The 22,581-nt window shown below is 58.1% G+C and carries 24 protein-coding genes; 5 read left to right on the top strand and 19 right to left on the bottom strand.

Going from position 1 to position 22,581, the window contains the following annotated elements; all coding sequences use genetic code 11:
- Window positions 1–48: 48 nt before the first annotated feature.
- The 12 genes from tolB to ACZRKZ_RS11940 all read right to left on the bottom strand — a co-directional run bounded on the left by tolB (window position 49) and on the right by ACZRKZ_RS11940 (window position 10,386).
- Window positions 49–1,329, bottom strand: coding sequence for a Tol-Pal system beta propeller repeat protein TolB (gene tolB / locus ACZRKZ_RS11995; RefSeq protein ID WP_178114441.1), 1,281 nt, complete (start codon window positions 1,327–1,329; stop codon window positions 49–51).
- A 17-nt stretch (window positions 1,330–1,346) separates the two neighbouring features.
- On the bottom strand, window positions 1,347–2,417 hold the full coding sequence (gene tolA / locus ACZRKZ_RS11990; protein ID WP_463966913.1) for a cell envelope integrity protein TolA: 1,071 nt from the start codon (window positions 2,415–2,417) through the stop codon (window positions 1,347–1,349).
- Window positions 2,417–2,869, bottom strand: a complete 453-nt coding sequence (gene tolR / locus ACZRKZ_RS11985) for a protein TolR (protein ID WP_178114448.1) — start codon at window positions 2,867–2,869, stop codon at window positions 2,417–2,419. Before tolR ends, tolA begins: the two co-directional genes overlap by 1 nt.
- A gap of 23 nt (window positions 2,870–2,892) precedes the next feature.
- Window positions 2,893–3,588, bottom strand: a complete 696-nt coding sequence (gene tolQ / locus ACZRKZ_RS11980; RefSeq protein ID WP_133099571.1) for a protein TolQ — start codon at window positions 3,586–3,588, stop codon at window positions 2,893–2,895.
- The gene (ybgC, locus tag ACZRKZ_RS11975) at window positions 3,578–4,045 is read right to left on the bottom strand and encodes a tol-pal system-associated acyl-CoA thioesterase (RefSeq protein ID WP_149411979.1); all 468 of its coding nucleotides are present in this window, start codon (window positions 4,043–4,045) and stop codon (window positions 3,578–3,580) included. Before ybgC ends, tolQ begins: the two co-directional genes overlap by 11 nt.
- A 139-nt stretch (window positions 4,046–4,184) precedes the next feature.
- Window positions 4,185–5,243: a Holliday junction branch migration DNA helicase RuvB gene (gene ruvB / locus ACZRKZ_RS11970; protein ID WP_463966914.1), complete on the bottom strand. Its 1,059-nt coding sequence runs from the start codon at window positions 5,241–5,243 to the stop codon at window positions 4,185–4,187.
- Window positions 5,244–5,855 carry a Holliday junction branch migration protein RuvA gene (gene ruvA, locus ACZRKZ_RS11965; RefSeq protein ID WP_149411977.1) on the bottom strand — a complete coding sequence of 204 codons (612 nt, stop codon included), beginning with the start codon at window positions 5,853–5,855 and terminating at the stop codon, window positions 5,244–5,246. It lies immediately after the preceding gene.
- Window positions 5,856–5,972: 117 nt separating this feature from the next.
- A complete protein-coding gene (gene ruvC, locus ACZRKZ_RS11960) occupies window positions 5,973–6,497 on the bottom strand; it encodes a crossover junction endodeoxyribonuclease RuvC (protein WP_133099575.1) in 525 nt (174 codons plus the stop codon).
- Window positions 6,498–6,654: 157 nt separating this feature from the next.
- Entirely contained in the window at window positions 6,655–7,401 is a 747-nt protein-coding gene (locus ACZRKZ_RS11955; protein WP_463981682.1) for a YebC/PmpR family DNA-binding transcriptional regulator, read from the bottom strand.
- A gap of 149 nt (window positions 7,402–7,550) precedes the next feature.
- On the bottom strand, window positions 7,551–9,326 hold the full coding sequence (gene aspS, locus ACZRKZ_RS11950) for an aspartate--tRNA ligase (RefSeq protein ID WP_463966916.1): 1,776 nt from the start codon (window positions 9,324–9,326) through the stop codon (window positions 7,551–7,553).
- A 107-nt stretch (window positions 9,327–9,433) separates the two neighbouring features.
- Window positions 9,434–9,655, bottom strand: a complete 222-nt coding sequence (locus tag ACZRKZ_RS11945) for an FmdB family zinc ribbon protein (RefSeq protein WP_010208103.1) — start codon at window positions 9,653–9,655, stop codon at window positions 9,434–9,436.
- 257 nt (window positions 9,656–9,912) lie between these two features.
- Window positions 9,913–10,386 (bottom strand): Dps family protein, encoded by a 474-nt coding sequence (locus ACZRKZ_RS11940; RefSeq protein WP_463966917.1) that lies wholly within the window; start codon window positions 10,384–10,386, stop codon window positions 9,913–9,915.
- Window positions 10,387–10,812: 426 nt separating this feature from the next.
- Here ACZRKZ_RS11940 and ACZRKZ_RS11935 point away from each other — a divergent pair, with 426 nt between their 5' ends.
- Entirely contained in the window at window positions 10,813–11,415 is a 603-nt protein-coding gene (locus ACZRKZ_RS11935; protein ID WP_463966918.1) for a cold-shock protein, read from the top strand.
- 81 nt (window positions 11,416–11,496) lie between these two features.
- On the opposite strand, the gene ACZRKZ_RS11930 is transcribed toward ACZRKZ_RS11935, so the two are convergent.
- Window positions 11,497–11,703 carry a SlyX family protein gene (locus tag ACZRKZ_RS11930; RefSeq protein ID WP_133099580.1) on the bottom strand — a complete coding sequence of 69 codons (207 nt, stop codon included), beginning with the start codon at window positions 11,701–11,703 and terminating at the stop codon, window positions 11,497–11,499.
- A gap of 3 nt (window positions 11,704–11,706) precedes the next feature.
- Complete coding sequence (locus tag ACZRKZ_RS11925) at window positions 11,707–12,132, bottom strand: HIT domain-containing protein (protein WP_463966919.1); 426 nt, start codon at window positions 12,130–12,132, stop codon at window positions 11,707–11,709.
- A gap of 729 nt (window positions 12,133–12,861) precedes the next feature.
- On the opposite strand from ACZRKZ_RS11925, the gene ACZRKZ_RS11920 reads away from it, so the two are divergent.
- On the top strand, window positions 12,862–14,142 hold the full coding sequence (locus tag ACZRKZ_RS11920) for an OprD family porin (protein ID WP_350615446.1): 1,281 nt from the start codon (window positions 12,862–12,864) through the stop codon (window positions 14,140–14,142).
- 189 nt (window positions 14,143–14,331) lie between these two features.
- Here ACZRKZ_RS11920 and ACZRKZ_RS11915 read toward each other — a convergent pair whose 3' ends face one another.
- Both ACZRKZ_RS11915 and ACZRKZ_RS11910 read right to left on the bottom strand, forming a co-directional pair.
- Window positions 14,332–15,174 (bottom strand): mechanosensitive ion channel family protein, encoded by an 843-nt coding sequence (locus tag ACZRKZ_RS11915; protein WP_463981681.1) that lies wholly within the window; start codon window positions 15,172–15,174, stop codon window positions 14,332–14,334.
- A 132-nt stretch (window positions 15,175–15,306) separates the two neighbouring features.
- Window positions 15,307–15,792: a YajQ family cyclic di-GMP-binding protein gene (locus tag ACZRKZ_RS11910; protein WP_133099584.1), complete on the bottom strand. Its 486-nt coding sequence runs from the start codon at window positions 15,790–15,792 to the stop codon at window positions 15,307–15,309.
- 131 nt (window positions 15,793–15,923) lie between these two features.
- Between ACZRKZ_RS11910 and ACZRKZ_RS11905 the strand changes: the two genes are divergently transcribed.
- From ACZRKZ_RS11905 to ACZRKZ_RS11895, 3 genes are read left to right on the top strand one after another with little or no spacing between them, the layout of a single operon-like run.
- On the top strand, window positions 15,924–16,841 hold the full coding sequence (locus ACZRKZ_RS11905; protein WP_463981680.1) for a putative 2-dehydropantoate 2-reductase: 918 nt from the start codon (window positions 15,924–15,926) through the stop codon (window positions 16,839–16,841).
- Window positions 16,842–16,887: 46 nt separating this feature from the next.
- A complete protein-coding gene (locus ACZRKZ_RS11900) occupies window positions 16,888–18,924 on the top strand; it encodes a sensor histidine kinase (RefSeq protein ID WP_463981679.1) in 2,037 nt (678 codons plus the stop codon).
- Window positions 18,925–18,926: 2 nt separating this feature from the next.
- Window positions 18,927–19,505, top strand: a complete 579-nt coding sequence (locus tag ACZRKZ_RS11895; RefSeq protein WP_149411968.1) for a cob(I)yrinic acid a,c-diamide adenosyltransferase — start codon at window positions 18,927–18,929, stop codon at window positions 19,503–19,505.
- Window positions 19,506–19,634: 129 nt separating this feature from the next.
- Here ACZRKZ_RS11895 and ACZRKZ_RS11890 read toward each other — a convergent pair whose 3' ends face one another.
- The 3 genes from ACZRKZ_RS11890 to argJ all read right to left on the bottom strand — a co-directional run bounded on the left by ACZRKZ_RS11890 (window position 19,635) and on the right by argJ (window position 22,493).
- Window positions 19,635–20,579 (bottom strand): Nudix family hydrolase, encoded by a 945-nt coding sequence (locus tag ACZRKZ_RS11890; protein WP_463966925.1) that lies wholly within the window; start codon window positions 20,577–20,579, stop codon window positions 19,635–19,637.
- Entirely contained in the window at window positions 20,576–21,208 is a 633-nt protein-coding gene (locus ACZRKZ_RS11885) for a glutathione S-transferase family protein (RefSeq protein ID WP_463966926.1), read from the bottom strand. Before ACZRKZ_RS11885 ends, ACZRKZ_RS11890 begins: the two co-directional genes overlap by 4 nt.
- 67 nt (window positions 21,209–21,275) lie before the next feature.
- The gene (gene argJ, locus ACZRKZ_RS11880) at window positions 21,276–22,493 is read right to left on the bottom strand and encodes a bifunctional glutamate N-acetyltransferase/amino-acid acetyltransferase ArgJ (protein WP_149411966.1); all 1,218 of its coding nucleotides are present in this window, start codon (window positions 22,491–22,493) and stop codon (window positions 21,276–21,278) included.
- Window positions 22,494–22,581: the final 88 nt, after the last annotated feature.

Raw genomic sequence — 22,581 nt, 5'->3', positions numbered from 1 at the left:
AAACTCCTAATGAACCCCAGTGTGTTAAGCAAATCTTGTAGCGCCGCGTCAGTTCAGGTAAGGGGACCAGGACGGTTCTCTGACTTCGCCTTGTGCGGTAGGAAGCGGGAGCCTTACGCGTCCATTAATGGACACGAGCATCAAGACTCCCCGGCCCTGCTGGCGGGTGGCGTAGATTACCATGGTGCCGTTGGGCGCAACAGTAGGCGACTCATCAAGAGTGCTCTCTGTAAGGATTTTTACGCTTCCGCGCTGCAAATCCTGGGCCGCAACCTTGAAATTAGTGAAGCCTTCCTGACGATGGATCATCACCAGGGTCTTTTCATCGGCCGAAAGCTTCGGATTGGCGTTGTAGTTACCAATAAAAGTCACACGTTCGGCACCACCACCGCTGACGCTGCTTTTATAGATTTGCGGCTTGCCGCCACGATCGGAGGTGAAGTAGATGGTTGAACCATCCTTGCCCCAGAACGGTTCGGTGTTGATGCCAGGACCATTGGTGACACGGCTGATCTGGCGCGAACCAAGGTTCATCACGTAGATATCCGGGTTACCGTCCTTGGACAGTACGAATGCCAGGCGATTGCCATCCGGCGACCACGCAGGCGCGCCGTTCAGGCCTTCAAAATTGGTGATTTGCTCGCGGCGACCGGTGTCGATGTGCTGAACGAAGATGCGCGGACGCTTCTGTTCAAACGACACGTAGGCAATACGCTTGCCATCCGGCGCGAAGCGCGGCGACAGGATTGGCTCACGGGACTGCAACAGGGTCACCGCACGGGCACCGTCGTAGTCCGAACGCTGCAGGGTGTAGCGAGTGTTGTTCACCGAAAAACGCTCGGCTGTCACGTACAGTATGCGAGTGGAGAACGCACCTTTGATACCGACCAGCTTTTCAAACGACTGGTCGGCAATGTAGTGCGCCATGTCCCGCAGTTGATCGACACTTCCCGAAACGCTACCGGTCAGCACTTGTTGCTCGGTGGCAACGTTGAACAGGGCGTATTGCACCTGCAGGCGACCACCGGCCGGAACGATGCTACCCACCATCAGGTACTGGGCACCCAAGGCCTTCCAGTCACGGTAGATGACTTCGCTGGCCTGGGTCGGCTGGCTGATCATGTTCTGTTTTGGAATTGGCGAGTAGTAACCCGAGTTACGCAGGTCATTACCAATGATTTCCGCCATGTCGTCCGGCAGTACGCTACCGCCCTGCCAGCCAAACGGTACAACAGCAATCGGAGTGGCCCGATCGCTACCGCTGGTGACCAGGATGTTCTTTTCATCCGCCGCCGCTATCCCTGCCATGCAGCAAATAACGACAAGCATTCCTCGAAGAAGGTTTCTCACAAGGCTAGATCCTCAGGTGTGAATGTCATCTTGAATGAACGATAGGGAGCGAAGTCGCTTGGTTTCATTCCCTGCATCTCGGTCAACCGGCCAATATTCTTGACCGCTGCAACCGCGGAACTGTCGAACGAACCATCACCACTGGACTTGGCCACACTGACCGAAGTCACCGTACCGTCCGGCAACATGCCGATCTGCAGCACTACTGTCATGCCTTTGCGCGCCGACGGTGGGCGTGCCCAACCTTCCGCTGCCCGTGCTCGAATCAGGTCGTCGAAACTGCCCGCGACTTCATCACCAAGTTCATCGGCCAAGGCCTGCTGACGCTGAGGCGTGTCGGAAAGCAAATCGGCCAAGGCCTGGGCCTTTTTGTCTTCGGTCGATTTACGCGCTGCGTCCTGCGCCTTTTTCTTGGCCGCATCAGCAGAGGCTTTCTTCTTCGCATCGTCGGCGACTTTTTTCTTCGCCTCGTCTGCTTCAGTTTTCTTCTTGGCGTCGTCCGCGGCTTTTTTCTTCGCGTCTTCGACTATCTTTTTCTTAGCCTCTTCAGCGGCCTTTTTCTTGGCCTCTTCTTCGGCAGCTTTCTTGGCTTCTTCTTCAGATTTTTTCTTGGCTACATCAGCCAACTGTTTCTCTTCAGCCTTTTTGGCTTCGGCAGCTTTATCGGCTTTTTTGGCTTCATCAGCCTTTTTAGCCTCGTCGGCTTTCTTCGCTTCGTCAGACTTTTTAGCTTCCTCGGCCTTTTGAGCAGACTCTTCTTTCTTTTGTTCCGCAGCCTTCACCGCTTCCTGCTCGACCTTCTTCTGTTCCATCTGTTCGACTTCAGTCTGGCGCGCAGCCGACTTCTGGGCCTCACCCGCAATCTTCTGATTGGTCTGGGTGGTGGCCTGACTTTTCGATTTCAGTTGATACAGGGTCGCCTGCACGATCGGCTTGGCTGGAGGCAGGTCCGGCGTCATGGCAAAGCTGACGAACAGCATGCCAAACGCCAGGACGTGCAGGGCAATTGCCCAAACGCTAGGCCAAAAGAAGCTTTCCGAAGCGGACGGCTCTCGCTGTTGGTGCATCAGGGCGCCTCGGTAATCAAGCCAACATTACCGACCCCAGCCTTCTGCAGGCCGCCCATGGCACCCATCACGGACCCGTAGTCAACGACCTTGTCGCCACGAATGAACACTTGGGTGTGCTTGCCGCCTTCGTTGCCGGCGCGAATGATCTTGGTCACTGCCTCGGTCATCTGCGGCAAGGTCATGGCCTTGTCTTGCTGTTTCTGGGTATCGACTTCGCTGCCAAGGTTCCAGTAATAGGTCTTGTCAGCCTTGATCGAAATGGTCAGGACCTGGGTGTTGTTGTCTTGCGGCAAGGCTTCACTGGAAACCTTGGGCAGATCAACCTTCACGCCCTGATTGAGCATCGGCGCGGTCACCATGAAGATAACCAGCAGCACCAGCATCACGTCGATGTAAGGCACTACGTTCATCTCGGCGACCGGCTTGCGCTTTTTCCGAGCTCGAGCGATTAAAGCCATTGGGAATTACCTGCTTATTCTTCGCTGGTGTGCACTTTACGGTGCAGGATCGCCTGGAATTCATCGGCGAAGGTGTAGTAACGGCTGATCAAGGTTTCGCCGCGAGCAGCAAAACGGTTGTAGGCGATTACTGCGGGAATGGCAGCGAACAGACCGATGGCCGTGGCGATCAGGGCTTCGGCGATACCGGGGGCCACAGTGGCCAGGGTCGCTTGTTGGGCCGTAGCCAAGCCGCGGAAGGAGTTCATGATCCCCCACACGGTACCAAACAGACCGATGTACGGGCTGACGGAACCGACGGTGGCGAGAAACGGCAGGCTCTGCTCCAGCTTCTCTTCTTCACGGGAAATAGCAACGCGCATGGCACGGGCCACGCCTTCCATGACCGCTTCCGGATCAACACCCGGCTGCTGGCGCAGACGGGAGAATTCCTTGAACCCGGCGCGGAAGATTTGCTCCACGCCCGAATCCGGGTCCGGGTTGCTGCCGGCCTGACGGTACAGTTTGGACAGGTCGATACCCGACCAGAAGCGCTCCTCGAAGCTCTCCAGGGCACGTCGAGCGGCGCGCAGCAGGTTGCTGCGCTGAAAAATCATGACCCATGAGGTAACCGATGCGGCTACCAGGATCAGCATCACCAGTTGAACCACGACACTGGCATTGCTGACCAAGCTCCACATGGAGGAATGGTCGACGACGTTAGCTTCCACGCTTTATCTCCTGCTCTGAATGTTTACCCGCGCCGCTCACGGCGGCAAAGGCCGCACGTAGAGCTTCGGGAATGGCCCGGGGTTTCAAACTATTGGTGCGCACACAGGCCACCAGGAACTGCCCCTCACAGAGCAGCGTTGCATCCGTAGCCCGCCTGACCTGCTGTTTAAAGCGCAGGCTGGCACGGTTCAATTCGGTTATTTGCGCACTGACCAGCAGTTCATCGTCCAGTCGCGCCGGCGCGTAGTAACGGGCCTCGCTGGAATGCACGACGAACAACAGGTCCTCCCCTGCAAGCGTGGATTGGGCAAAGCCCATCTCCCGTAGCCGCTCGGTTCGAGCCCGCTCCATGAACTTGAGATAATTGACGTAATACACGATGCCGCCAGCATCGGTGTCCTCGTAATAAACGCGACAACGATGTGTGAACGACTGATCCCCGTTTTGCGCGCGCATACTCTAGTGCTTACTCCTCAGGTTGCCAATCCGGCCAGGCAACTGTTTTTGCATTCTCTGACACATTTCTAACGAAAGAATGACGACACCAGCCACTAGGACAGCACAAACGTCGAATAAATCGACTCGCCACGCCTTTTTAATCGTCTACCGCATCAAGGAATTCGTCTACCACGGGCATCTCCCCCAATCGTGACGGAATGTTTAACCCGAAGTGCAAGTACGCATGCCGGGTCACTACGCGGCCCCTCGGCGTACGCATGATATAGCCCTGCTGGATCAGGTAAGGCTCCAGCACGTCCTCGATGGTATGTCGCTCTTCACTGATGGCCGCCGCGAGGCTGTCCACACCCACAGGGCCACCGTCGAACTTCTCGATCATGGTCAACAGCAAGCGCCGGTCTTGATGGTCGAAACCATGCTCATCGATATCCAGCAGGTTGAGCGCTCGGTCGGCGACGGCCTTGGTGATATGGCCATTGGCGCGCACTTCAGCAAAGTCCCTTACCCGACGCAACAAACGGTTGGCAATACGCGGCGTCCCACGGGCGCGACGGGCGATTTCGTAGCCGCCATCAGGGTCCAGCGGCAAACCGAGAATCCCCGCGGAACGACCGACAATAGTCGCCAGGTCGGCAGTGCTATAGAACTCTAGACGTTGAACAATGCCGAAACGGTCTCGCAGCGGATTGGTCAGCATCCCGGCACGAGTGGTCGCACCTACCAGGGTAAAGGGAGGCAAGTCGAGCTTGATCGAGCGCGCCGCCGGCCCTTCGCCGATCATGATATCCAGCTGAAAGTCTTCCATGGCCGGGTACAACACTTCTTCGACGATAGGCGAGAGCCGGTGGATCTCGTCGATAAACAGCACATCATGAGGCTCAAGGTTGGTCAGCAGCGCCGCCAGGTCGCCCGGACGTTCCAGTACCGGCCCAGAGGTGCTCTTGATCGACACACCCATTTCCTGGGCAATGATGTTGGCCAGGGTAGTCTTGCCCAGGCCCGGCGGGCCGAAGATCAACGTGTGGTCCAGGGACTCGTTACGCCCGCGCGCCGCCTGGATGAACAGCTCCATCTGCTCGCGCACGGTGGGCTGGCCAATGTATTCGGCAAGGCTCAGGGGGCGAATGGCCCGATCCTGTACTTCTTCACGGTCGCGAGGGCCGGTGGCCGCAATCAGACGATCAGCTTCAATCACTTAAATCATTCCCTTCAGGGCGCGGCGGATCATGTCTTCACTGCTCAGGTTCTTGTCCTTGATCGCCGACACCGCCTTACTGGCCTCCTGAGGCTTGTAGCCCAGGGAAATCAGCGCGCTGACTGCATCACTCTCGGCGCTGGCCACCGGCACACCCGGAGCATCCGGTTGATTGGGTACCAGGGCAAACATGCTCGGCACGACCTCCCAACCCTTGAAGCGGTCCTTGAGTTCCACCAGCAGTCGCTCGGCGGTTTTCTTGCCGACACCCGGCACCTTGGTCAACGCCGACGTGTCCTGGGCCGAGACGCAGCGCACCAGCTCATCGACTTCCAGGCTCGACATCAAGGCCAGGGCCAGTTTTGGCCCGACGCCGTTGAGACGAATCAGCTCGCGGAAAAAATCACGATCGCGCTTGCCAATAAAACCATAGAGCAATTGCGCGTCTTCGCGCACCACCAGGTGCGTGTGCAAGGTCAGCGGCTCGCCGACCGACGGTAGGCGATAGAGAGTGGTCATGGGCACTTCCAACTCATACCCCAGCCCGTTTACATCCAGAATCAGGTGCGGCGGCTGTTTTTCAGCCAAGGTGCCGCGCAAGCGTCCAATCACGTTTCAGATCCTTAAAGCTTCAGTCAGATCAGGGCCTGACCTGGAATAACGTAGCCATGTCGGCCGACAACACAGGCCGTCTCATGCGCTACATGCAAAATGATTGCGCTGATGCTATCAGAGACGCAGCCGCCCGCCACGACTGCGTGCCGCGCCCAATCCATGAGGCAGCAGGCTGGAACGGGTATGGGCGTGACAAATGGCAATGGCCAGGGCATCGGAGGCGTCGATCTGCGGTTTGGCAGTGAGCTTAAGCATGTGCATGACCATCATCTGCACCTGATCTTTATTGGCGGCCCCAGTGCCGACGACCGCTTGCTTGACCTGGGTCGCAGTGTATTCGGCGATCTCCATGCCTTCCTCGGCACCGGCAACAATGGCGGCGCCACGGGCCTGGCCCAGCTTCAAGGCAGAATCGGCGTTTTTAGCCATAAAGACCTTTTCAATGCCCATGGTCACCGGGCCGTAGGTCTGGATCACTTCACGCACGCCGCGATAGACAATCTGCAAACGCTCGGCCAACTCGCCAGAGCCCGTGCGGATGCAACCGGAGGCGACGTAGACACAGCCTCGCGGGGTATCTTGGACCACGCCAAAGCCGGTAATTCGCGAACCGGGGTCGATACCTAGGATAAGAGTCATAACGCCTGCAAATTTATAGAAATGAGGCGCCAGCAACGACACCATTCTCTTGTAGGAGCGAGCTTGCTCGCGAAAGAACCGAGAGCGCCGTTGGCTTTCAGGTTCCCAGCGTTATCGTTAACAATCTTCGCGAGCAAGCTCGCTCCTACAGGGGCATTCAGCCGAGCTGTTCGGCCACGGACTCCGGAATATCGGCGTTGGAGTAGACGTTCTGCACGTCATCCAGGTCTTCCAGCATGTCGAGCAACTTCAGCACCTTCTCGGCGCCTTCCAGATCCAGCTCCGCGCTGGTGGTCGGCAGCATGACGATTTCCGCATCGGTACCCTTGAAGCTGGCTGTTTCCAGGGCATTGCGCACGGAATAGAAGCCGGCGAACGAGGTAAACACGTCGATGGAACCGTCTTCGTTAGTCACCACGTCGTCGGCGTCGGCCTCCATGGCCGCTTCCATCAGCGCATCTTCGTCAACGCCTGGCGCAAAGGAAATCTGCCCCTTGCGCTCGAACAAATAAGCCACCGAACCATCAGTGCCCAGGTTGCCGCCGCACTTGCTGAACGCATGGCGCACTGCCGCCGCAGTACGGTTGCGGTTATCGGTCATGCATTCGACCATCACCGCCACGCCACCGGGGCCATAGCCTTCGTAGCTCAGTTCGACCATATCGTCGGTTTCGGCCGCACCGGCACCACGGGCCACGGCGCGATCAATAATATCGCGGCTCATGTTGGCGCCCAGGGCCTTGTCCAGCGCCAGGCGCAGACGCGGATTGGAGCCCGGATCAGCGCCACCCTGGCGGGCAGCGACGGTCAGCTCGCGAATCCACTTGGTAAAGATCTTGCCCTTCTTGGCATCCTGACGCTCTTTGCGGTGCTTGATGTTCGCCCACTTGGAATGGCCAGCCATAACACAACTCCGAAATTCTCTAGAAACCTTAACGATCCCGCCCCAGGCAGGACTTCTTTCTTTAACGCAAAGACCTTGTAACGCAAAGGCGCATCCGAAGATGCGCCTTTTTGACTGCGTAAACCTTATCGCGCTTTCACGCAGCAGCCTTACTCAGCCTTCGGCGCTTCACGCAGACGGATGTGCAGCTCGCGCAAAGCCTTGGCGTCCACCACACTCGGTGCTTGCGTCATCACGCAGGCAGCACTCTGAGTTTTCGGGAAGGCGATCACTTCACGGATCGACTGCGCACCGGTCATCAGCATCACCAGGCGGTCAAGGCCGAAGGCCAGGCCGCCGTGGGGTGGCGCGCCATATTTCAGGGCGTCGAGCAGGAAGCCGAATTTCTCTTCCTGTTCCGCTTCGCTGATACCCAGCAGGCGGAAGACCGATTGCTGCATATCCTTGCGGTGGATACGGATCGAGCCGCCACCCAGTTCAGTACCGTTCAGCACCATGTCGTAGGCACGGGACAGCGCTGTGGCCGGGCTGGCCTCCAACTCTTGCGGGGTGCACTTGGGCGCAGTGAACGGGTGGTGCAAGGCGCTGAAGCTGCCGTCGTCGTTCTCTTCGAACATCGGGAAGTCGACGACCCACATTGGCGCCCATTCGCAGGTCAGCAGGTTCAGGTCGTTGCCGACCTTGATCCGCAGTGCGCCCAGGGCTTCGCTGACAATCTTCGACTTGTCGGCGCCGAAGAACACGATGTCGCCGTCGACCGCGCCAACGCGGTCAAGGATCACATTGAGGTTGGCTTCAGGGATGTTCTTGACGATTGGCGACTGCAGGCCTTCAACACCCTTGGCGCGCTCGTTGACCTTGATGTACGCCAGGCCCCTCGCACCGTAGATGCCGACGAACTTGGTGTAGTCGTCGATCTGCTTGCGCGCAATGCTCGCCCCACCAGGAACGCGCAAGGCAGCGATGCGGCATTTCGGGTCGTTGGCCGGGCCGCTGAACACCTTGAAGTCGACGTCTTTGAGTTGATCGGCAACGTCCACCAGTTCCAGCGGGTTACGCAGGTCCGGTTTATCGGAACCGTAACGGCGCATGGCCTCGTCCCAGGTCATGTGCGGGAACTCACCGAATTCCAGACCCAGCACTTCCTTGAACAGGTTGCGGATCATGCCTTCGGTCAGGCCCATGATGTCTTTTTCATCGAGGAAGCTGGTCTCGATGTCGATCTGGGTGAATTCCGGCTGGCGGTCGGCCCGCAGGTCTTCGTCACGGAAGCACTTGGCGATCTGGTAGTAACGGTCAAAACCGGCAACCATCAGCAGTTGCTTGAACAGTTGCGGCGATTGCGGCAAGGCGAAGAAGGAACCGGCGTGGGTACGGCTCGGCACCAGGTAGTCACGAGCGCCTTCCGGAGTCGCACGGGTGAGGATCGGCGTCTCGACGTCGAGGAAGCCGTTCTCGTCCAGGTAGCGACGGATGCTGGTGGTCATGCGCGAACGCAGGCGCAGTTTCTCCAGCATTTCCGGACGACGCAGGTCGATGAAGCGATAGCGCAGGCGGGTTTCTTCGCCAACGTCGGAGAACTCGTTGAGCGGGAACGGCGGGGTTTCCGCTTCGTTCAGCACTTCCAGTTCGTAACCCAAAACCTCGATCATGCCCGACGCCATGTTGACGTTGCCGGCACCGGCTGGACGCAGGCGTACCTTGCCGGTGATCTTGACCACGTACTCGCTGCGCACGCGGTCGGCGGCGGCGAAGGTTTCGGCGCGGTCCGGGTCGAACACCACTTGGGCCAGACCGTCACGATCACGGATATCGAGGAAGATCACCCCGCCGTGGTCGCGGCGACGGTGAACCCATCCGCACAGGGTGATTTCCTGACCTTCCAGGGTCTCGTTCAGTTGGCCGCAATAGTGGCTGCGCATCATGATAGTGGTTTCACTTCTCGTAATTCGAAATTCGGTGGAGGTCTTGCTTAACTCAGCACCTTAAGTCAGGCACCGGATAATGCAAGCGCTCGCGCGTAGAGTTCAACTCAGTCTGCTTTGTCGCCGCCGGCCAAATTCTTCTTCGAGCCGGTCTTGAAGTCGGTCTCGTACCAGCCAGAACCGCTCAAGCGAAAGCCCGGCATGGACAACATCTTTTTAAGCTCTGGCGCCTGACAAGCAGGGCAATCGACCAACGGCGCGGCGCTGATCTTTTGAATGGCTTCCAACTGATGACCACAGGAAGCGCATTGATAGTCGTACATGGGCATGGAGATGTCTCGGCGATCAGGTCACTGCTGCGCTGCGCTCTGACCCGTGTCTTGGAAAAAGCCCGGCATGCGCAGCAAAGGGCGGGATTATATCTGGTAAATCGAGGCTGTGCAGCCGTAGTAGTGCCCAGCTCTTTATAGAGAACCTGTCAGCCCGGTTTCTGCCCGATACCCAACCCTGCCGTCAGCAGGAAGCCTGCGTGGCAGGAAAGGTAGACAGGCGAGTGACGACCAAAAACGCCACTCGCCAGCGTGACTTACTGACTATCGAGCAGCGAACGCAACATCCATGCAGTTTTCTCGTGAACCTGCATGCGCTGGGTCAACAAATCCGCAGTGGGCTCGTCACTGACTTTATCGAGCAACGGGAAGATTCCGCGCGCAGTCCGGGTAACAGCTTCCTGACCCTGGACAAGTTGCTTGATCATGTCTTCAGCACTGGGCACACCCTCTTCTTCCTTGATGGATGAAAGACGGGCATAGACAGAGTACGCGCCAGGCGCTGGAAAACCCAAGGCACGAATACGTTCGGCAATTAAATCAACTGCCAGCGCCAGCTCGTTATATTGCTCTTCAAACATCAAGTGCAACGTACGAAACATCGGGCCAGTCACGTTCCAATGGAAGTTATGGGTTTTCAGGTAAAGTACATAGGTATCTGAAAGCAGCCGTGAAAGTCCGTCAACGATGGATTTACGATCTTCTTCACTGATACCAATATCGATTGCCATGTTTATCCCCTTCAATTAATGGAAATTCATTGATCAGGTGCAGGACCACTCTAGCAAGAGTATCGGCCTTGTGCAGCCCGGCACCTATGCGCGAGGTGCGGCAAATCGCCTTTTGCAGCGCGCGCAGCAGCAGCAGGCAAGTCTTCTCCCATGGCAAAAAAACGTACTGTGGGCGAAAAAAGCACTGCACCCGTCTAGGACGCGCGTTTGCAGGAGAAATGCCGTGGCCGTCGTAATGGCCTGAAACGCTTGATTTGAGAAGGCACAGGCTTTGCTGTTAAATAGGCAGCGTGTCGCTGCCGCTATTTTCCCGCGTTCAGCGCATAGGCTGATACCCGCGCACGTGCCCAACGCCTCCCATTGTTCAGAAGCGAACCGTGCCAGTCAGCTCTTCCTTGTGATCCGTCTTAACGTGAGTTAATCAAAATGTTGAAAATCGTCCACCTGCTAACGGGCGCTGCAGCTTTGCTGCTGTCCTTTACCCCTAGTCTGCGAACCGAAACCCTACCCTACCTGCAACAACCCGATGCTCTGTACCTGGCCTTTTTCGGCCTTATTAACCTGACACTGGCTCCAGTCATTCCTTACTGGAACAAAGGCCCGCGTCATCAACTGCAAAATCTGGTCAGCGCCCTGCTGGTGCTGGCTGTCGTCGTGCAAACCCTTACCCTGCTGGCGCCAATGCCTGAAGTCGGTGGTCATCCGGCCGTCCTGCTCAGCCTGGTGATCGCACTGATTGCTATCGTTCTTCATCTGGCCATCAGCTTCTACCGTTCGTCCCCGGCCGCCGCATCGCAAAGCTACGACATGACCAACCGGGATACCGGGACCGTCAAGTGGTTCAACACTTCCAAAGGCTTCGGCTTTATTTCTCGGGATTCGGGCGACGATATCTTCGTCCACTTCCGGGCCATCCGTGGCGAAGGCCATCGCGTCCTGGTCGAAGGCCAACGCGTGGAGTTCTCCGTGATGAACCGTGACAAGGGCCTGCAAGCTGAAGACGTGATCGCCGCCTTGCCGCGTCGCTGATTTCAGCCTGCCAAAAAAGAAACCGCGATGCAGCCAACGCTGGATCGCGGTTTTTTATTGTCTGGGGTTTAACCCGGCCAATCAGTAATGGGGCGGCGGCGCCTCTTCTTCGGACGACTCGAATTGGCCGCCCATCTCTTCCTGGCGCTTAAGCAACGCGGACATCTGCAACTGCAGGCGTTCGACCGCCCGCTGCTGGGTGACCAGAATATCGTTCAAGGTCTCAATGGTGTCGTCCTGAAAAGCCAGTCGGCTCTCAAGCTCCGTCACGCGATCTTGCAGTTCCATGGTTCAGTCCTGCGCAAAAATAAAATCGGGAGGCAGTAGCTCGCGCAAACGCGCACGAATCACCGCCACCTGTTCTTCAGTATAAGGCTGCGCCGGATGCTTGCCCCAGACGGGAGCAGGCCAGGCGGCATCATCACGCTTGCGCACGATCACGTGCACATGCAGTTGGCTGACAACATTGCCCAAGGCACCGATGTTCATTTTGTCGGCAGCAAACCCGTCATTAAGCAATTGCGCCAAAGCAGTGCTTTCCTGCCACACCTGTTGCTGGTCAGCGACATCCAACTCAAACACTTCGCTGATACCGTTGATGCGTGGCACCAGGATGAGCCAAAGGTAATTCGAGTCATTGGACAGCAGTAGGCGGCACAGGGGGAAATCCCCGATGGGCAGCGTGTCATTTTGCAGACGTGGATCTAAGGCGAACACCGCAGTCACTCCGTTCGGCTGGTCAGGTTTCAGGTGCCCAGCATACCTGCGAATGAGCCGTGCTTCACCGCCAATGCTGCGGTAACTATCGAGCCAACCAGGCGGCCGAGCACCTCGCACCAAAATGAGTCGTTTATGCCCCGTATCGTGCAAGGTTCATCCGCCGATTACTCACTGCACGGGGTGGATGGGTAACGTTTTTCGTTGGCGCCTGATTTATGCCCCTGCAAAAAGGAGCAACACCCGACCGTCAAGGCCAAACTAAACGGCGCAAAAAGCCCGTGTTTATGCGGTTTTTACAGTGCCACGGAGCTTTTCACGAAAAAATGACATTCAGTTACCGGTTTGTGCACGCTTGTTGCATTCCCACCCATATCGTCGGCAACGGCACCCAGCAGGAAGCAGGTGCTTCACGGCAGAAAACAACAGTGAGTCAATGCGCAGCAGGGAAGTTTTGTAACTTCGAACACGGTATTTTTTATCGAGGTTCGGGGTATTAAAAACCGCATTGGAGTTGTCAGTTTGGTTACACACAGACTGTAAATTTGCGACATGGACCTAGCATTTTACGACAGCCTCGTAAAGAAGCTGCAAGGATAGATAGGCAAGTATCGCCAATATTGTCAGCGTGCTATAAGTTTGCGCTGATACAAAAAAGAAAGAGCCGCCCAGACAAAAATACAGGTGGGACGGCAGTACTCTTCCTAAAAACCAAAGGAGCAAATCACGATGCGCGTGATGAAGTGGAGCATGATCGCCCTGGCTGTTTCAGCAGGTACCTCACAGTTCGCAATGGCGTCCTCCCAGGACGACTCCAAAGGCTTTGTTGAAGACAGTACGTTCGGTATCAACACCCGCGCGCTGTACTTTAGCCGCGACTTCCGTAACAACCCGTCGGGCCCAGGCTCGCAAAGCCGCGCCGAAGAGTCTGGTCTTGGCTTCAACGCCCTTTACCAGTCGGGCTTTACCCAAGGCACCATCGGTGTCGGTGTTGACGCCATTGGCCTGCTGGGCATCAAGCTCGACAGCGGCAAGGGTCGTGCTGGCACCGGCCTGTTCCCTACCGGCTCCGACGGTCGTTCGCAAGATGACTACTCGAGTGGCGGCGCAGCGATCAAGTTCCGCATCTCCGATACCGTGCTGAAAATCGGTGACCAGTACACCACCGCGCCGGTATTCGCTTCCGATGACAGCCGTCTGCTGCCAGAGGTACCGGAAGGCATCTCTATCACCAGCAACGAAATCAAAGGCCTGAAGCTGGAAGCCGGTCACTTTACCGGTATCAAGGCACAATCACAGACCTTCAGTGACAGCCTGCACCTGACCCAAGCCGACTTCGTCGGTGCGGTGTACTCCTTCACTCCAGAGCTGACCGGTAGCCTGTACTACTCGAAAGTGGAAGACTACTTCCGCAAAATCTATAGCAACGTTAACTACACCCACGCGCTGAGCGACGACCAGTCCTTCGCCATCGACTTCAACATCTACGACACCAAGAGCGACGGCCAAGGCCGGCAACGTGCCTACAAGGACGGTACAACCAAGCTCGACAACCGTGCGTTCAGCTTGCAGGGCGCCTACACCATCGGTGCTCATACCTTCACCCTGGCAGCTCAAAAGGTTAGCGGTGACGGTGACTACGGCTACGGCGTAGACGGCGGCGGCTCAGTGTTCCTGGCCAACTCCATTGCACGTTCCGACTTCAACGCCGAAGGTGAGAAGTCCTATCAAGCTCGTTACGACATCAACATGGCCACCTTTGGTGTACCAGGTCTGAGCTTCATGACTCGTTACGTAACAGGTAGCGGCGCGAACACCGCCACGACCTCGAACGGCAAAGAGTGGGAACGCGACATCGAAGCCAAATACGTGATTCAGGAAGGCCCGGCTAAAGACCTGAGCCTGCGTATCCGTCAAGCGACATATCGTTCGTCTGATGGCGTTTACTACGGTTCGTCGTCCATCGACGAACTGCGTCTGATCGCGCAATACCCGCTGAACATCTTGTAATTAGCCGCTTAATTACAACGATGACTCAGGGCCTCGGCCCTAAATAAAAAGCCGCTCACTTGTTACAAGTGAGCGGCTTTTTTATTGCGGTTATATTTCTACGCACCAATAACTAGCAAGCTAACTATCGAGTTTGCGTGTTCAGATCAAACCTGACCATTCGGCCAAGTTCAATCCACAAACCTGTTATTACTTGGCAGGCGCTTCCTGCATAACGCGAATAACTCGCTGCGGAAATGGAATATCAATCCCAGCCGTTTTCAAACGATCCCGCGCCAGTTCATTAAACATGAACATCACATCCCAGTAATCCGCAGTCTTGGTCCAAACCCGCAGGGAAACGGTAATTGAACTGTCACCCAAGGTCGATACCACCGCTACCGGCTCAGGATCAGCCAGTACTCGTGGGTCCTTGGCCAGCTCCAGCAACACTTCCCGGGCTTTCTGCAGGTCGGCGTCATAGTCGACACCCACGTCAAATACCACTTTGCGGGTAGGCTGGCGGTTAGTGTTAGTGATGATGCCGTTGGACAGAATACCGTTGGGCACGATGACCGTCTTGTTGTCACCCGTACGGATCACGGTATGGAAGATCTGGATGCTGTCGACAGTACCCGCGGTGCCTTGGGCTTCGATCCAGTCGCCGATGCGGAACGGGCGGAACAGCAGAATCAGCACGCCACCGGCGAAGTTCGCCAGGCTGCCTTGCAATGCCAGGCCAATGGCCAGGGTCGCCGCACCGATCGCCGCGACGAACGAAGTGGTTTCCACACCAATCATCGAGGCCACGCTGACGATCAGCATCACCTTGAGGATGATGTTCGCCAGACTGGTGACGAAGCCCTGCAGCGCCATGTCGGCATTGCGCATGGCCAGTAAACGGCCCATTTTGTGGGTCAGCTTATTGATCAACCACCAGCCAACGGCCAGGGTGATGACGGCCAGCAATACCCGACTGCCGTATTCCATGATCATCGGGATCCAGGCCTGGGAAGCCTTGATCAATTGGTCCACTTCAGCGTTTAAATCCATCTACTTTCTCCTGTTAAGCGGGTGTGCTGCTTTTATGGTGCCCACAGCAATCGAGCCCCGAAGGGCTCAATCGTTTCTGCAGGTTCTGGGGCGTGGGACGTCGAAAACACCCGCAGGTTCCCCAATGCGCTATCAGTCGCGGAAATTATTGAACTGCAGCGGCATGTCGAAAGTCTTGGCGCGCAAGGCGGCAATGGCGTCTTGCAGGTCGTCACGCTTCTTGCCGGTGATACGCACCTGTTCGCCCTGGATGGCGGCCTGGACCTTGAGCTTGGCGTCCTTGACGTGGGCGACGATTTTTTTCGCCATCTCCTTGTCGATACCTTCCTTGAGTACGGCTTCCTGCTTCATCAGCTTGCCGGAGGCGTAGGCGTCCTTGACTTCAAGGCACTGCACGTCGATCTTGCGCTTGACCAGTGCCAGCTTGAGGATCTCGATCATCGCTTCCAGCTGGAAATCGGCTTCAGCGGTCAGGTTAACAGTCAGGTCCTTTTCCTTGAACTCAAAGCTGCCCTTGCCTTTCAAGTCATAGCGACGGTCCAGTTCCTTGACGGCGTTCTCGACGGCGTTGGTGACTTCGTGTTTGTCCAGTTCGGATACCACGTCGAACGACGGCATGTAGTTTCTCCAATAAAAAAGGGGCGCGGCTCAGTAGAGATGGAGCAGGCCTGGCTTGCGGGTAAAATGCGCGGCCATTATAACGGTTCTTTACCCTCCTTCACTGTGAGCTTTTGCGGAGCAAAAAACTGATGTCGACCACCTGGCATGTCCTTGGTGCTGGCAGTCTCGGGACTTTGTGGGCCGCGCGCCTGGCGCGTGCGGGCCTTCCTGTCAGGTTGATCCTGCGTGACAAGGCCCGCCTGGCGAGCTATCAGGCAGTTTCGGGGCTGACCCTGATTGAGCAGGGCCAAGCCCGTACCTACCCTGTCACCGGCGAAACCATCGACAGCCCGGAACCCATTCATCGGCTACTGGTAGCGTGCAAAGCCTATGACGCCCCAGGCGCCGTCGCACAGCTTGAACATCGCCTGGCGCCCGACGCCGAGTTGATTCTCCTGCAAAACGGCCTCGGCAGCCAGGATGCGGTCGCCGCTCAACTGCCCCAGGCACGCTGCATTTTCGCCTCCAGCACCGAAGGTGCTTTTCGCGAAAGCGACTGGCGTGTGGTCTTTGCTGGCCATGGCTACACCTGGCTGGGTGACGCCAGCCACCCCACTGCACCGCTTTGGCTGGACGATCTGCGCGGCGCAGGTATTCCCCATGAATGGAACACCGACATCCTTACTCGCCTGTGGCGAAAACTGGCACTCAACTGCGCGATCAATCCGCTGACGGTGCTGCACCAATGCCGCAACGGCGGCCTGCAAGACCATCAGTGTGAAGTGGCGACGTTATGTGCCGAGCTGGCCGAACTGCTGGAATGCTGCGGCCAGCCTGCGGCAGCGCAGGATCTGCAGGCAGAAGTGGAAAGGGTGATCCAGGCCACGGCGGCTAATTATTCCTCGATGTATCAGGACGTCGCCAATGGACGGCGCACCGAAATCAGCTATTTGCTGGGCTATGCTTGCCAGGCGGCCGCGCGCCATCAGTTGAGCCTGCCACACCTGCAACAACTGCAGGTGCGGCTGGTAAACCACCTGAACGCACACGGATTGCCCAGCGACTGAAGCACGCGCTACCCTGCCTCCTTGTTCCTTGCCTGCGAAAACCCTGATGCCACTGCGCCAGCGCCTCGAAAATCTACCGGTTGGGCAGAAACTGCTGGCGGCCCTGCTGGTGCTGCTGACCACCGTGCTACTGGTGGCCAACCTGACCTTTATCAGCGCCGCCTACTGGATCTCCCAGGAAAGCATGGCACCCCAGGCCTTGCAGGCCATCGGCCGGCTGGTCTCCAACCCGGCGCTCGCCACCGAAGCCCTGGACTCACCCGTCAAGGCGCAAACCCTGCTCAACGAGCTGACCAGCTATTCGCCGCTGCGGGCCGCTGCGCTGTACGACGGCGAAGGCAATCGCCTGGCGCAATTGCAACACGGTGATCGCCTGCACCTGCCGGACAACTACCGGAACATCGAAGCCTGGCGTGTCACCGAATTTCGCAACAACCAGGTGATCACCCTACCCAGCCCCGGCAAACCTTCAGGGCATTTGTTGTTGGTGGCCACCAGCGAACTACCGATAGCCTTCTATACCGGCACCTTGACCGCCAGCCTGGGCATCTTGATTTTCAGTGTGCTGTTGTGGATGGTGATTGCCCGGCAGATCAAGCGCCTGATTACCCGACCGATCCATGAACTGGAAGAGCTGTCACGCCAGGTCACCCGGGAAGAGAACTACGCCTTGCGTGCCAGTCGCGGCAACCATGACGAAATCGGCAGCCTGGCCGAAGCCTTCAACACCATGCTTTCGCGCATCGAAGCCCGTGAGCAGCAGCTCAAGCGCGCTCGGGACGACTCCCAGGCCGCCTATGACCAGGCTCAAGCCCTGGCCGAGGAAACCCGCCACACCAACCGCAAGCTGGAGCTGGAAGTCCAGGTACGCAGCAAGATCGAGAAAAAACTTACGGGCTTCCAAAACTACCTGAATAGCATCATCGACTCGATGCCGTCGGCGCTGATCGCCCTGGACGAACAACTCTACGTCACCCAATGGAACCAGGAGGCCAGCGCACTTTCCGGCACCCGCCTGAACGAGGCGTTGAACCAGCCAATCTTCCTCGCCTTCGAACCGCTCAAGCCATACCTGCCGCAACTCAAGGCAACGGTGGAACAACACACCGTGGAGCGAATCGAGCGCGTTACCTGGATCAAGGGCGACGAACCCAAGCATTACGCCCTGACCTTCTACCCACTGATGGGTGGTGCCGGACGCGGGGTGGTGATCCGTATCGATGACATCACCCAGCGCCTGTCCCTGGAAGAAATGATGGTGCAGTCGGAGAAGATGTTGTCCGTCGGTGGCCTCGCCGCTGGCATGGCCCACGAAATCAATAACCCGCTGGGGGCAATCCTGCATAACGTGCAGAACATCCGCCGCCGCTTGTCAGCGGAACTGCCGAAAAACCTTGAACACGCCGAACAGGTGGGCGTCGAACTGGACACGGTCAACCGCTACCTGCAAAGCCGTGAAGTTCCGCAACTGCTCGACGGTATCCAGCAGGCTGGTGCCCGCGCGGCAAAAATCGTCACCCATATGCTCAGTTTCAGCCGTCTCAGCAACCGCCAGATGGCCCCCTGCGACTTGCCGGCGTTGATCGATCAGGCGGTGGATATTGCCGGCAACGACTTCGACCTGACCATAGGCTTCGACTTCAAGGGTCAGGCGATCATTCGCCAGTTCGACCCGCTGCTTGGCCCAGTACCCGGGACCGCCAACGAACTGGAGCAAGTGCTGCTCAACCTGTTGAAAAACGCAGCACAGGCCATCCACTTGCGGGGCGAAGACAGCGAGCCTGGGCGTATCATCCTGCGCACCCGGCTCAACCCGCCATGGGCAGAGATCCAGGTGGAAGACAACGGCATCGGCATGAGCGAAAACGTGCGCAAACGCACCTTCGAACCGTTCTTCACCACCAAGGAAATTGGCCAAGGCACCGGGCTTGGGCTATCGGTCTCGTATTTCATCATCACCAACAATCACAAGGGCCAGATGGAAGTCCATTCGACTCAGGGCCAAGGCACGTGCTTCACCTTGCGCCTGCCCTTGGCGGGCAGCCAGCTCGCCCCTCACGAACTCACTCAACTGGAGCGCTAACCATGGGCTTTCGCCTGTCGAAAATTTACACCCGTACCGGCGACAAGGGCGAAACGGGCCTGGGCGACGGCCGCCGTGTGCCCAAGGATCACCCACGGGTGGAGGCCATTGGCGAAGTCGATGCGCTGAACAGCCAGCTGGGTTTGCTGCTGGCCGGGCTTGAGGAACAGAGTGGTCAGCATCCGGCCTTGAAGGATGTGATCGAAGTGCTGACACCTTGCCAACACCGCTTGTTCGACCTGGGCGGTGAGTTGGCGATGCCGGTGTACAAGGCGCTCAATGCAGCCGAAGTTGACCGGCTAGAGGCCGCAATTGACCGCTGGAACGAAGAGGTTGGCTCGCTGGAAAATTTCATCCTGCCCGGCGGTTCGGCATTGATTGCCCAGGCCCATGTGTGCCGGAGCCTGGCCCGCAGTGCCGAGCGCCGCTGCCAGCATCTAAACGCAGTAGAGCCGCTGGAAGGCGTAGGCCTGGCCTATATCAACCGGCTATCAGACTTGCTGTTTGTGGCGGCGCGGGTGATTGCCAAGCGCCAGGGAGTGGCCGAGATTTTATGGCAGGCGGCGGCGAAGCCTCATTGATGGTCAGTTGATTTCGCCCCCCTTAGCTGTCGAGCTACAGCGAGGCTGCGTTGGGGGCGACTTGTGCTGGGGGCGGTGTGGCCGACGTAGCCTCGCTGGGGCTCGACAACTACGTCCACGCCTGGCGCCTCAAACTTCAGGCCAGAACGCCCGAATGCCTGCCACACCTTGAGCACCGGTTTCCCAGGCGTTTTCCAGCTCGGCGGGCCCAACGCCACCTAATAGAAACACCGGTTTGCTAAACCCGCTGATCAGTTGCGCCGCCTGCTCCCAACCCAACGGCTGTGCATCGGGGTGAGTCTGGGTCGGTTGCACGGGCGACAGCGTGACAAAATCCACATCCATCAACTCGGCCAGCGCCAGCTCTTCGGCATCGTGGCAGGACGCCGCCAGCCAACGATCCTTAGGCAGCGGCCGGCCCTTGCTGGCGTACTTGCGCAGTTGCGCCGAGGTCATGTGCCAGCCAGCCGAGGGGAAATCTCCCAGCCACTCAAACGGCCCCTTGAGCATCAGTTGTGCCTTACCCGCACACAGACCCACAGCGTCCACCGCCAAGTCGCGGTATTTGGGGTCGTAACCATTGGGCGCACGTAACTGAACCAGTTTGATGCCGCCGGCAATGGCTTTCTGGATACCGCGCAGCAGGGTCGGGGTTTCCAGTTCACCGGGAGTGATCAGGTAGTGGGCAGGCAACCGCGCCGCTGCGACGATCGGCGCATTGGCCGCCGGGAACTCATAGTTCACCAGGTCCCGTGGAGCAACCCATTCAAGTGGCTGCCCTTCGGCGCCATGGGGCTCGCCGGTAAAGGCCGAGACTTCCCAGACATCCAGCAACACCTGCTTGTCCGGGTAATCATGTTGCACCTTGATCAACGGCCGGGCCGCGGTGACCAGAATGCCCAGCTCTTCCTGCAGCTCTCGGCTCAGCGCCGTGGCAACCGACTCACCGGCCTCCACCTTACCGCCGGGAAACTCCCAGAGACCGCCCTGATGCTGGATGTCGGCACGACGTGCCAGCAGAATCCTGCCGTCTACGCCCCGGATGACCGCTGCTGCTACATGAACTCGTTTCACCGTACTACTTCCTCTAAACCGGCCTTATGCCAGGCCTTGAAGGCCGGCCATTGGTAAATCGTCTCGACGTAGGCCGCGTCCACTGCCGACAGCTCTACCTGATAGGTACGCAGGCGTACAGCGATTGGGGCGAAATACGCATCCACCAGGCAGGCACCGCCAAACAGGAATGGGCCAGTCTCAGTGGCAACGGCGCGGCACTCGGCCCACAAGGCGGTCATGCGCTGGACTTCCACCTGCACATCAGCCGGCACCGGTGACAGTGGCGCGTTGTGGCTCAGGTCAAACGACATATTGCCGCGAATCGCGAAGAAACCACTGTGCATCTGCGCGCAGGCCGAGCGGGCCTGGGCACGGGCGGCAATGTCTTTTGGCCACAATTGGGCGCCGGGAAATTGTTCATTCAGGTATTCAGCAATTGCCAGGGAGTCGCCAATCACCCCGTGCTCGGTTTTCAACAGCGGTACTTTGCCGGTGGGCGAGTATTTGAGAACGCGCTCGCGGGTGTCCGGTTGATTGAGCTTGATCAGTTCTTCGCTGTAGTCAACGCCAGTCAGCTCAAGGGCCAAGGCTGCACGCAAGGACCAGGAAGAATAGAGTTTGTCGCCGATGATCAGGTGCAGGCTCATGGTGGTCGTCCTTTGCATGAGAGTGAACAGGCCCGCTGCCTTGAGGGACGGGCCTATGACGAAGGTATCAGGTGCGGTATTCCGCGTTGATCTTCACATACTCGTGGGACAGATCGGTGGTCCAGATGGTTTCGCTGCACTCACCACGACCCAGCTCGATGCGGATGGTGATTTCTTCACGCTGCATCACCGCCGAACCCTGAGCTTCGGTGTAGGTCGCAGCACGGGCGCCACGGCTGGCGATGCACACTTCGCCGAGGAACACGTCGATCTTGCTCACGTCCAGATTGGGTACGCCGGCACGGCCGACAGCCGCCAGGATGCGGCCCCAGTTCGGGTCCGAGGCAAACAGCGCGGTCTTGATCAGCGGCGAATGGGCCACGGTATAGCCCACATCCAGGCATTCCTGGTGATTGCCACCACCGTTGACTTCAACGGTGACGAATTTGGTTGCGCCTTCGCCGTCGCGCACGATGGCCTGGGCCACGTCCATGCACACTTCGAACACCGCCTGCTTCAACGCCGCGAACAACGGGCCGGCGGACGAGGTGATTTCCGGCAGGTTGGCCTTGCCAGTGGCGATCAACATGCAGCAATCGTTGGTCGAGGTGTCGCCGTCGATGGTGATGCGGTTGAACGACTTGTTGGCGCCGTCCAGCAGCAGGTTTTGCAACACGTCACGGGAGACTTTGGCGTCGGTGGCGATATAGCCGAGCATGGTCGCCATGTTCGGGCGGATCATCCCGGCGCCTTTGCTGATACCGGTGACGGTGATGGTCACGCCTTCGTGCTCAAACTGGCGGCTCGCGCCTTTGGGCAGGGTATCGGTGGTCATGATCCCGGTGGCAGCAGCCGCCCAGTTGTCCACGGACAGGTCATCGAGTGCAGCTTGCAAGGCACCTTCGATTTTCTCTACAGGCAGCGGCTCACCGATCACGCCGGTGGAGTACGGCAGCACTAGATTGGCATCGACGCCAGTCAGTTCAGCCAGCTTGGCGCAGGTCCTCGCGGCAGCGGCCAGGCCAGGCTCGCCGGTACCCGCGTTGGCATTGCCGGTGTTGGTCAACAGGTAGCGCACCGGGCCTTCGACCCGTTGTTTGGCCAGGATCACCGGAGCTGCGCAAAACGCATTCAGGGTGAATACGCCGGCGACGGTCGAGCCTTCGGCACAGCGCATCACCACTACATCCTTGCGCCCCGGACGTTTGATGCCGGCCGAAGCAATACCGAGTTCAAAACCGGCAACCGGGTGCAACGTAGGCAAAGGACCAAGACCAACAGCCATGAATGCGCTCCTTAAAATGTTTGATGTCTGCGCCGTCGTCATCGACGGTGATTAAATGGCAAAACGCCGCGACGGCTGATGCCGGTCG

Source organism: Pseudomonas sp. c313 (genome assembly GCF_055407145.1).
This window is presented reverse-complemented; position numbering and strand designations above follow the sequence as displayed.

Bases quoted from the DNA above. Each gene is read 5' to 3' on its own strand.
- ACZRKZ_RS11885 (WP_463966926.1), bottom strand. From the start codon at position 21,208: ATGAGCCTGCACCTGATCATCGGCGACAAACTCTATTCTTCCTGGTCC.
- ACZRKZ_RS11930 (WP_133099580.1), bottom strand. From the start codon at position 11,703: ATGGAACTGCAAGATCGCGTGACGGAGCTTGAGAGCCGACTGGCTTTT.
- aspS (WP_463966916.1), bottom strand. From the start codon at position 9,326: ATGATGCGCAGCCACTATTGCGGCCAACTGAACGAGACCCTGGAAGGT.
- ACZRKZ_RS11940 (WP_463966917.1), bottom strand. From the start codon at position 10,386: ATGGCAATCGATATTGGTATCAGTGAAGAAGATCGTAAATCCATCGTT.
- ACZRKZ_RS11945 (WP_010208103.1), bottom strand. From the start codon at position 9,655: ATGCCCATGTACGACTATCAATGCGCTTCCTGTGGTCATCAGTTGGAA.
- ACZRKZ_RS11910 (WP_133099584.1), bottom strand. From the start codon at position 15,792: ATGCCGTCGTTCGACGTGGTATCCGAACTGGACAAACACGAAGTCACC.
- ACZRKZ_RS11920 (WP_350615446.1), top strand. From the start codon at position 12,862: ATGCGCGTGATGAAGTGGAGCATGATCGCCCTGGCTGTTTCAGCAGGT.
- tolB (WP_178114441.1), bottom strand. From the start codon at position 1,329: ATGCTTGTCGTTATTTGCTGCATGGCAGGGATAGCGGCGGCGGATGAA.
- ACZRKZ_RS11955 (WP_463981682.1), bottom strand. From the start codon at position 7,401: ATGGCTGGCCATTCCAAGTGGGCGAACATCAAGCACCGCAAAGAGCGT.
- argJ (WP_149411966.1), bottom strand. From the start codon at position 22,493: ATGGCTGTTGGTCTTGGTCCTTTGCCTACGTTGCACCCGGTTGCCGGT.
- ACZRKZ_RS11895 (WP_149411968.1), top strand. From the start codon at position 18,927: ATGGGCTTTCGCCTGTCGAAAATTTACACCCGTACCGGCGACAAGGGC.
- ACZRKZ_RS11935 (WP_463966918.1), top strand. From the start codon at position 10,813: ATGTTGAAAATCGTCCACCTGCTAACGGGCGCTGCAGCTTTGCTGCTG.
- ruvC (WP_133099575.1), bottom strand. From the start codon at position 6,497: ATGACTCTTATCCTAGGTATCGACCCCGGTTCGCGAATTACCGGCTTT.
- tolA (WP_463966913.1), bottom strand. From the start codon at position 2,417: ATGCACCAACAGCGAGAGCCGTCCGCTTCGGAAAGCTTCTTTTGGCCT.
- ACZRKZ_RS11905 (WP_463981680.1), top strand. From the start codon at position 15,924: ATGTCGACCACCTGGCATGTCCTTGGTGCTGGCAGTCTCGGGACTTTG.
- ACZRKZ_RS11915 (WP_463981681.1), bottom strand. From the start codon at position 15,174: ATGGATTTAAACGCTGAAGTGGACCAATTGATCAAGGCTTCCCAGGCC.
- ACZRKZ_RS11900 (WP_463981679.1), top strand. From the start codon at position 16,888: ATGCCACTGCGCCAGCGCCTCGAAAATCTACCGGTTGGGCAGAAACTG.
- ybgC (WP_149411979.1), bottom strand. From the start codon at position 4,045: ATGCGCGCGCAAAACGGGGATCAGTCGTTCACACATCGTTGTCGCGTT.